We start from the raw sequence: 8504 nt of genomic DNA, 5'->3' as shown, positions 1-8504 counted from the left end.
TCCGTGTACGGAATGCCGGTGATCTCGGCCATGATGAAGGCGCCGGCGCCCATGATCGGTGGCATGATCTGTCCGCCGGTGGAGGCGGCCGCTTCGATTGCGCCAGCCGATTGAGGGCGGTAGCCCACCTTCTTCATCAGCGGAATGGTCAGTGAGCCGGTGGACACTACGTTGCCTGCCGACGTGCCGTTGATCATGCCCATGAGGCCAGAGGCCAGCACCGATACCTTGGCCGGGCCACCGCGCGCACGTCCCGCAACAGCGAAGGAGAAGTTCACGAAGTAGTCGCCAACCTTGGAGCTTTGCAGGAAGGCGGCGAAGACGATGAACAGGATGATATAGGTTGACGACACCGCGGTCGTTGGGCCCAACACGCCGTTGTCCGTAAAGACATAGGTGAAGAAGCGCTTGGCGTCATAGCCGCGATGTTCAAGGAAACCGGGCATCCACGGACCCATGAATGCGTAGATCACAAATACAAGGGCGATGACGACCAGCGCCATGCCGGCCACCCGTCGCGTCATCTCTGCAATCAACACGACAACAACAAAGGCTGCCCAGCCATTATTCGGATCTGCAAATGGGGTGCCTGCGCGTAGGCGCAGAGACAGTGTATCGAGGCTGAACAAGACAAACCCGAAGCTCGCCAACGTGGCGACGATCAGTGCGATGTCCGAGATCGTGAGTTGATTTTGGCGTGCAGGATACAGCCAGCCCGTTGCCACTGCCAACAGCGTTCCACCCGCCAAAGTCCAACCAAAGATGGCCAAGGTCCATTCAGGTGGAGCCGATTGCCCGGGTTCAAAGAACCATATGGCCGCAAAAACGGAACCGAGCGCAAGGGATGTAGCGACAAGCGAGACGGCGCCCAAGGCACGCGGAAGACGACTGGATGGACCTCCCTCTTGTGCCGGGCGGACGGACAGCGCGGAAGTTAGTACGAAGCCGAGAATCAATGCCCCTGCGACGTGCATTATCCGAAACGCCCATGTTTCCAGCGGGGCAATGTTCAACACGTAGAGGTGCCAAGCACTGTAGAGCGCGCAAAGTAAAAAACCGACTTTCGCCAGCCATGTTGTGTTTTGCAGGTCTGGCGAATTGTCGACCTCTGAAGGCAACTTGATGTCAGAAGCGGCTTGCGTGTCGGTCATTTTCGTATCCCTCGGCACATGCAAAGACGCACCCTGCCATCAGACAGGGTGCGCATGCGATGTCAATCGGCGTTCGGGCCTTAGCCCTCAAGCTCGTCCGGGATGTCGAACCCGTTTTCCTCGAACCAACGCACGGCGCCGGGGTGCCAGGGAATGAAGGTGTTCTTGTCGAAGTTCTCGGGCAGCGTTTCGACCGCCGATTTGTGGATTTCGACCATCTTGGCGTTGTTGGTCATGACCGTTTTGACAACTTCGTAGACCAGGCTTTCCGGCAGATCGGCGTTGCCGACTGCGAAGTTCCACATGGAAACGCTCAGCTGCTCTTCAGGCAGGGATGGATAGATGTCAGCCGGGATGGTGAAGGCCGCGACAGGTTGCGAGCCGATGACGGCGGCCTGTTCGTCAGCCGTGAAGCCGAAATATGTCACGTCCGTCTGTGCATCCAGCTGGCTGAACGCGGGGTACGGCAGACCACCGGCCCACGTCATCACGTCGATCAGGCCGTCCTGAAGTTGTCCGGCCAGGTCCGAGGCGCCGCCGTTTCGGAACTCAACATCCTTGCCCATGTCGGTCAGGATACGCGGCCAGTATGTTCCTGGCGTGCCGCCCGCCGGACCGACGCCCACAACGGCACCGTCCGGGATTTCAGCAAAGCTTGTGATCCCTGAGCTGGATAGCGTTACGGCGTGGAAGCCGGTTTTGTACATTGGGAAAAGCGCGCGCAGCTTGTCGTGTTTCAGACCGGGTGCCAGTGCGCTGTTGCCATTGATGGCGTCAAAGGCTGGTCCCATGGTGACCATGCCCATGTCCAAGTCGCCAGTTTGCACCAGCGCTGCGTTTTGCACCGGTCCACCAGTGACTTCGGTGCCGCCGGGGATGCCCAGGGCTTCTGACACCATGTTGGCCCATCCGGCGCCGTACACGAAGTATGTGCCACCCTGGCTGGCTGTGCCGACGGAAAAGCTGTCGGGCCAGTCGCTCTTGTCTTGGGCCGAGGCAATGGATCCAACGAGGCCGATGGCACCGGCGAAGGCAAGGGCTTTGACACCCTTCAGTTTGAGCAAAGCAGTCATAAATTCCTCCAGTTAGTCTGGCGCCATGCGCTGGCGCTTATTTTTTGTTATCGATTGAAGGTATATCTGCGGTTGTTCAAAACAAGAGGAACAGGGGCGGTCTGATCGCCTTCACGTGGTATTGACCGGGGTTGTTCACTCACCTGCCGCTCTTTGCGCCGTGTTGTTCACCGGGCGCGCGTTGCTGTCCAAAAAAAGGCGGGGTGTCCCCGCCTTTCATTCAAGCTTTTTGAGTTTGATTAGCCAAACACGCGTGTCAGCGCGCCGTCTACGGCGCCTACGATTTGGTCGATGTCGTCCTTGGTCGCGATCAGTGCCGGTGAGAAGCAGAGCGTGTTGTTTTTGCCGGGCAGCGAACGGTTGGTCGCCCCGATCACCACGGCTTGCTTCATGCAGTCGCCGACAACGGCTTGCACCATTTTTTCATCTGCCGGGTCGCGGCTGTCGCGGTCCTTGACCAGCTCGGCGCCGAGGAACAGACCCTTGCCGCGCACGTCGCCGATGACGGCGTGCTTGTCTTTCAGCTCCGCCAGCTTGTCGAGCATGTAGTCGCCCATCTGCGTCGTGTTCTCGAGCAGGTTCTCATCCTCGATGATCCGCATGTTTTCGAGCGCTGCCGCGGGGCCAGCCGTGCAGCCGCCGAAGGTGGAAATGTCGCGGAAATAGTTCATCGGATCGGTGGTGTCGTCCTTGAACATGTCGAAGACTTCGTTGGTTGTCGCAAGGCAAGAGATGGCTGCGTAGCCCGACGCGACGCCCTTGGCCATCGTCACCATGTCCGGTTTGATGCCGTAGTGCTGATAGCCGAACCAAGTGCCGGTGCGACCCACACCGCAGACGACTTCATCGATGTGCAGCAGGATGTCGTACTTCTTGCAAATCTCCTGCACCCGTTCCCAATAGCCTTCGGGTGGTACGATCACGCCGCCGCCAGCGGTGACGGGTTCAAGGCAGAGCGCACCCACAGTGTCGGGGCCTTCGCGCAGGATGATCTCCTCGATCTGGTTTGCTGCCCATTCACCGTAGTTCGCGTCAGGCGCGCCGTCCTGTTCGTGCTTGCGGTATTCGAGGCAGTGCGGCACGCGGATGAAGCCGGGCGTGTATGGCCCGTACTGTGCATTGCGCTCGTCCTGTCCGCCGGCGGATAGGCAGGCGATGGTGGTCCCGTGGTAGTCGCGGTCACGATAGAGGATCTTGTGCTTTTTGCCTCCGTAGCGCTTGTGCGCGATCTGGCGGACCATCTTGAACGCTTTCTCGTTCGCCTCAGAACCGGAGTTGGCGTAGTAGACGCGGTCCAAGCCCGGCATCTTGGTTAGCAGTTTTTCGGCGAAGAGCGCGCCGGGGATCGAGCCCACGGTGCCGCCAAAGAAGTTCATTTTCACGATGGCGTCGCGGACTGCATCACCCATCGACTCGCGGCCGTAGCCCACGTTGACCGTCCAGACGCCGCCGGACACGGCGTCGATGTGCTCGATACCCTTTTGATCCCAGACACGCAGGCCCTTGCCCTCGATGATGATCTTAGGATCAGCCCCGGTGAAAAAGGGTTGGTGTTGGATCAAATGGTGCCAAACGTTTGCGCGGTCGGCTTCGATCACGCGGCTCATATCGTTTTCGTTGAACGTACCGTCCATGGGGTCAACCTTTCGAGAGAGAGTGCGGCCCATGAAACAAAGGGCCAATCAAGCTTGCTGAAGTGCACAATCGCTGAGAATCTGGTCACAACAGTAGGGCCAGTTTATAACGACAAGTAAAGCCAGTTGATGTGGTTTTGGCCATATCTTTGCAGGAGAGTCGTTCGAAATCCCCTTGTTTTCATGGTGCTGTCAGGAATTTGGGAATCCGAAAGACTTGGTTCACCTGCACAAAATTATGACAGAAGTCCCGATTTTACGTTGATCCGGGCGAGATTATCGGCTCGGATCACGCCAGCGCCGCGGCAGGCCGCGTGCGACCAGAGGCGGAACACCGCCCGACATGATCCAAAGGCGAGCCAGCGGGCTCGTGGAAAACACGGGAGTACTAAGATGACATTCAAGACAAAGCTGATGGGTGCTGTGGCAGCCACTGCAATGCTGGCGGGCGCACAGGGCGCCGTGGCAGCAGGCCACGGTGGTGAAATCACGGTTGCCTACTTCTTGGAGTGGCCGATGCCGTTCCAGTTCGCCAAAGAAACCGGCATGTATGAAGAAGCCATGGGCGGCACCAAGATCAACTGGGTGAGCTTCGACACAGGCACCGCAATGTCGGCAGCCATGGCGTCTGGTGACGTTCAACTGTCTGTAAGCCAGGGTATCCCACCCTTCGTGGTCGCGACCTCTGCCGGTCAGGACCTGCAGGTGCTGGATGTGGCCGTGTCCTATGCCGACAACGACAACTGCGTTGTGCGCGCCGACCTCGAAATCGACAAAGACAGTGCAGGCGAGCTTGCCGGTAAGAAAGTTGCCGTTCCGCTGGGCACCGCTGCCCACTATGGTTTCCTAAAGCAGATGGAGCACTTCAACGTCTCCCTCGACAGCCTTGAGGTCGTCGACATGGCGCCACAGGAAGGTGAAGCTGCGCTGAGCCAGGGTGCTGTTGACATGGCCTGTGGTTGGGGCGGTGCGCTGCGCCGCATGCTGAACTCGGGCAACGTTCTGCTGACCGGTGCGGAAAAAACCGAGCTGGGCATCCTGGTTTTCGACGCGACAACCGGTCCAACATCTTTTGTCGCTCAGGAAGGCGAGCTTGTGTCGCAATTCCTGGCGGTGACAGCAGCTGCCAACGCGATGTGGGCCGATGAAGCCAACCACGCCAAGATGCTTCCAGTGATCGCGAAAGACGCCGGTATGTCTGAAGATGACGCGGCGGCCACGTTGTCCACCTTTGTGTTTCCAACGGTCGAAGACCAGTTGAGCAATGCATGGCTGGGTGGCAATGCAGCAACCTTTATGAAGGGTGTTGCAGACGTGTTTGTTTCGGCCGGGTCCATAGATGCGGCGAAAGCGTCCTACACTGACAACGTGAACGCAGATCCGCTGGCTTCCGCCAACTAATCACGTCGTTTTTCGGGGGTGGGCGCTGGTGCATAGTGCCCACCCCTTTTCCGCTCTGAAGACAGAGCGTCCCATCTTGGCAAGAGGGGGATCCGGGTGTCTGGACTTCTCATAAATGATATTTCGATGCGCTTTGATCTGCCGAATGGCGGTCATGTGCAGGCGTTGAAGAACGTGACGCTGGACATCAAGTCCGGCGAACTGATGAGCGTGCTTGGCCCCTCGGGTTGTGGCAAGACTACGCTTTTGAACATCGTGGCGGGGTTCTTGGCCCCGACTGAAGGCAACATTCAGCTGAACGAAGAAGTGGTGCACGGCCCCGGCCCTGAGCGTGGAATGGTGTTCCAGCAGGGCGCGTTGTTCGAATGGATGAGCGTGCGGGACAACGTGAGCTTTGGTCCCGACATGAAGGGTATGAGCCGCGCCGAGAGCAAAGAGAAGGTTGAGCATCTTCTTGATGTTGTCGGTCTGCAGGACTTCAAAGAAAAGGCGGTTTACGAACTGTCAGGCGGGATGCAGCAGCGTGTGGCCCTGGCCCGTTGTCTGGCCAATGACCCGGACGTGATCCTGATGGACGAACCGCTGGGCGCGCTGGATGCGCTGACCCGCGAAAAGATGCAGAGCCTTGTCCTTGATCTGTGGAAGGACACAGGCAAGACGATCATTCTGATCACGCACTCGGTTGAAGAGGCGTTGTTGCTGGGTGAACGCTTGCTGGTTATGGCACCGCGCCCCGGTCGCGTGCACAAGGAGTATCGCCTGCCGTTTGCCGATATGGGTGTCGGCAACGACCTGCGTGAAGTCAAAAAGCACAAAGACTATGCGCCGACGCGGGAAGAGATCCTCGAAATGATCTGGAACATGGAAGAAGAGATTATGGGCCGGACGGAGGAAAACGCATGACCGGGTTACTTGTTCTTGCGCTTTACGTCGGCGCCTTTTTCGGATCGTTCTTCATTGCAAAGGTTGTGTTCAAAAGCGCCTTTGAAAAGAAGGGCTTCAATAAACTGAAAACCGTCACCTTCGGTGATGAAAGCGCGATCACTGCGAACCGGGTGGCGTCCGTCATCTCGGTCATTACGGTGTTCTGGTTGTGGGTGGCGTTTACCAACTCAGCCATCCCGTTGCCAAAGTTTCCGGGCCCGTTTTCTGGTGATATGACCTTTACCTACACCGCGCAGTTGGAAGACGGTACAACCGACGACGCAACTGTGACCATGCGGGTGTATCGCGAAGACATTCAGCAGACCATTGACGACGAAGGCAACCCTGGCCGCGAGCCTGATCCTGCTGACGTCGAGCTGGGTGACGGATTTGCCAAGAACGACAGCCTGACTGTTGCCCGCTATTCGTTCAAGGTGGTCAATGTCTGGGCCAATGACGAAGTGTCAAAGAGAGACGGTTCAACTGTTGTTGCCATTAATGGCCAGCCCATTGCACCGGGTGAGTCGATCAGAGTGGATGAGGGGACGATTGGACTGACGGACAAAGGCACGCCGACCTTTGAACCTGCCGTTGGACTGCGGATGGCCCGGCTTTATCTCCCTGCGCCCGAAGTCGTGTTCCAGCGCTTCATCTGGCTGAATCAGGAAGGCTATCAGGGCTACACGCTGCTGGAGCATACTTGGTTTTCACTGAAGCGGGTTGTTTTGGGTTTTCTTATCGGTGCAGTTGTTGGTGTTCCGATCGGCTACGCAATGGGTCTGACAGGCTGGGCGCGGGGCTGGTTTGACCCGATTGTCGAGTTCATGCGCCCCATCCCACCTCTTGCATTGATCCCACTGATCATCATCTGGTTTGGGATTGGCGAGGTCGGCAAGGTTGTCCTGCTGTTCCTGGCGGCCCTATGGATCATGATTATCGCTGCGCGATCAGGTGTGTCCGGTGTTGCCATTTCCAAGGTTCATGCGGCCTATTCGCTGGGCGCGTCGAAGCGGCAGATCCTGTCAAAGGTGATTGTCCCCAACTCGTTGCCTGACATCTTCACCGGTGCGCGGGTTGCGATGGGTGTGTGTTGGGGCACGGTGGTCGCTGCCGAGCTTGTGGCCGCAAATGTCGGTCTGGGTAAGATGATCGTGACAGCGTCGAAATTCCAGCTGACTGATATCATCATCGTAGGCATCATCATTATCGGTATTATCGGCTTTGCTATCGAGGTCGGTATGCGGAAGCTGGAAAACTGGTTGATCCCATGGAAGGGCAAAGTCTGATCCGGGTGAAGTCCAAGAATTCTGGAAACGGCGCCCAGTGAGGCGCCGTTTTTTTTGATCTGTCGCCGAAGGGGGCTTTTCATAGGTCGCCCTTCAAACTGTGGATAGCGCGTCGGTTCGTCGTCGGACGAAGAAGAAGACATGTTTTAGGTTTTAAACTTCCGACGCCTTCATTACGTTCGCCGTGATGATTGCCATCGAATTGGATACCCCGGCCAAAGCTGACGTACAGGCGCTGCTTTTGCGCCATTTCGAGCTGATGCGCGCCTCGTCGCCCGAAGAAAGCTGCCATGTTCTGGAACCCGACAAACTGTTGGAGCGCGACGCAGCACTGTTCGCAGCGCGCGATGGTGACGTTGTCTTGGGTGTTGGGGCCATAGCCGTCATCGAACCGGGTCATGGTGAATTGAAGTCCATGCATACAGCAGCAGAAGCACGGGGGCGTGGTGTGGCGCGCGCTGTGCTCAACGCTTTGTTGGATCACGGACGTGCCATCGGTCTGATGAAAGTCAGTCTTGAGACTGGGTCGGCGGATATGTTTGCGCCTGCGCGGGCACTTTATTCGGCGCACGGGTTCATCGAGTGTCCCCCCTTTGGCGGCTATGTTGAGGATCCGCTCAGCGTTTTCATGACACGGCAACTTTGAATACTTGCCCTGCGGCTCGCGCTGCGGCATGACAACGTCAGCGGTCCCTTAGCTCAACTGGATAGAGCAGCTGACTTCTAATCAGCAGGTTGAGGGTTCGAGTCCTTCAGGGATCGCCACTTTTCACAGCGCTTGGTGACGTTCGACATCTAAAGTCCGTTTTTACGACAAAAGACGGGTTTTTGAAGGATGTTAGAAGCCGAGCCTCGTTTGTCGCAGTTTTTTCAATGGTTTGCGCTGTATTCGACGGCTTTTTCACTTTGACAGTACCCGGAAGCTTATACCGATTGAGATGTATTGACTCGCGAAACGATCGAAGCTCACTCTTCGTTCCCAGGTTCCGGCGCCTTTTATATCTCACTGCCCAGCCGCATCGGGCTTGGGCGCAC

Annotated in this window: 7 protein-coding genes and 1 tRNA gene; 5 read left to right on the top strand and 3 right to left on the bottom strand. The window is 57.5% G+C overall.

What is annotated here, in order from left to right:
• From AC6RA8_RS19295 to AC6RA8_RS19285, 3 genes are all read right to left on the bottom strand, one after another.
• Positions 1 to 1151, bottom strand: a 1151-nt coding sequence (locus AC6RA8_RS19295) for a TRAP transporter permease (protein ID WP_500354970.1), incomplete at its 3' end; no start/stop codon positions are given.
• An 80-nt stretch (positions 1152 to 1231) separates the two neighbouring features.
• Positions 1232 to 2224: a TAXI family TRAP transporter solute-binding subunit gene (locus tag AC6RA8_RS19290; RefSeq protein ID WP_500354968.1), complete on the bottom strand. Its 993-nt coding sequence runs from the start codon at positions 2222 to 2224 to the stop codon at positions 1232 to 1234.
• Positions 2225 to 2463: 239 nt separating this feature from the next.
• Positions 2464 to 3858: an aminotransferase family protein gene (locus AC6RA8_RS19285; protein ID WP_500354972.1), complete on the bottom strand. Its 1395-nt coding sequence runs from the start codon at positions 3856 to 3858 to the stop codon at positions 2464 to 2466.
• Positions 3859 to 4251: 393 nt separating this feature from the next.
• On the opposite strand from AC6RA8_RS19285, the gene AC6RA8_RS19280 reads away from it, so the two are divergent.
• From AC6RA8_RS19280 to AC6RA8_RS19260, 5 genes are all read left to right on the top strand, one after another.
• The gene (locus AC6RA8_RS19280; RefSeq protein WP_500354966.1) at positions 4252 to 5259 is read left to right on the top strand and encodes a taurine ABC transporter substrate-binding protein; all 1008 of its coding nucleotides are present in this window, start codon (positions 4252 to 4254) and stop codon (positions 5257 to 5259) included.
• Between the two features lie 96 nt (positions 5260 to 5355).
• Positions 5356 to 6162: an ATP-binding cassette domain-containing protein gene (locus AC6RA8_RS19275; RefSeq protein ID WP_189367938.1), complete on the top strand. Its 807-nt coding sequence runs from the start codon at positions 5356 to 5358 to the stop codon at positions 6160 to 6162.
• Positions 6159 to 7469, top strand: coding sequence for an ABC transporter permease (locus AC6RA8_RS19270; RefSeq protein WP_500354964.1), 1311 nt, complete (start codon positions 6159 to 6161; stop codon positions 7467 to 7469). The genes AC6RA8_RS19275 and AC6RA8_RS19270 overlap by 4 nt, the downstream gene beginning before the upstream one ends.
• Before the next feature lie 187 nt (positions 7470 to 7656).
• Positions 7657 to 8115 (top strand): GNAT family N-acetyltransferase, encoded by a 459-nt coding sequence (locus AC6RA8_RS19265; RefSeq protein ID WP_500354962.1) that lies wholly within the window; start codon positions 7657 to 7659, stop codon positions 8113 to 8115.
• Between the two features lie 42 nt (positions 8116 to 8157).
• A tRNA-Arg gene (locus tag AC6RA8_RS19260) sits at positions 8158 to 8234 on the top strand.
• Positions 8235 to 8504 lie beyond the last annotated feature (270 nt).

The sequence above is a fragment of the Tateyamaria sp. genome (genome assembly GCF_059783535.1).
This window is presented reverse-complemented; position numbering and strand designations above follow the sequence as displayed.

Coding starts and splice junctions, on each gene's coding strand:
- AC6RA8_RS19285 (WP_500354972.1), bottom strand. CDS start 3,858: ATGGACGGTACGTTCAACGAAAACGATATGAGCCGCGTGATCGAAGCC.
- AC6RA8_RS19290 (WP_500354968.1), bottom strand. CDS start 2,224: ATGACTGCTTTGCTCAAACTGAAGGGTGTCAAAGCCCTTGCCTTCGCC.
- AC6RA8_RS19265 (WP_500354962.1), top strand. CDS start 7,657: ATGATTGCCATCGAATTGGATACCCCGGCCAAAGCTGACGTACAGGCG.
- AC6RA8_RS19280 (WP_500354966.1), top strand. CDS start 4,252: ATGACATTCAAGACAAAGCTGATGGGTGCTGTGGCAGCCACTGCAATG.
- AC6RA8_RS19270 (WP_500354964.1), top strand. CDS start 6,159: ATGACCGGGTTACTTGTTCTTGCGCTTTACGTCGGCGCCTTTTTCGGA.